This is a genomic window from Pseudomonas sp. SIMBA_068, assembly GCF_046534705.1.
Taxonomy (GTDB): domain Bacteria; phylum Pseudomonadota; class Gammaproteobacteria; order Pseudomonadales; family Pseudomonadaceae; genus Aquipseudomonas; species Aquipseudomonas putida.
The window spans coordinates 1-281 of the sequence record NZ_JAWRYI010000345.1 but is presented as its reverse complement, the minus strand read 5'-3'; the positions used below and the strand labels follow the sequence as shown (position 1 = coordinate 281).

Below are 281 nucleotides of genomic sequence, written 5' to 3'. Positions count from 1 at the left end.
GTGCGGTTTCAGTGACCTTTCAGGATACCAACGACACGCCGGTGTATGAGCCGCTGCCAGGTGAAACCCGCCAGTGGGGCGATACCGATGTTATCGGCCTGTTCGATGCAGAAACTGATATGGCCGCGATTACCGCCGAACTGCGACACCGGCAGCACTTCAATCATGGTAATGCCGGTTTCAGCCAGCGTTGGCAGCTTCTCAATCGCCGCCCGGAAGGTGCCCTCAGGCGTAAAGGTGCCGATGTGCAGTTCATAGACCACCGACTCCTGCCATGGACG

1 protein-coding gene is annotated in these 281 nt (G+C 58.4%); it reads right to left on the bottom strand.

Annotated elements, in window-relative coordinates; all coding sequences use genetic code 11:
* Positions 1–8: 8 nt before the first annotated feature.
* Positions 9–281, bottom strand: a 273-nt coding sequence (locus tag SB756_RS29475) for a hypothetical protein (RefSeq protein ID WP_410913098.1), incomplete at its 5' end; no start/stop codon positions are given.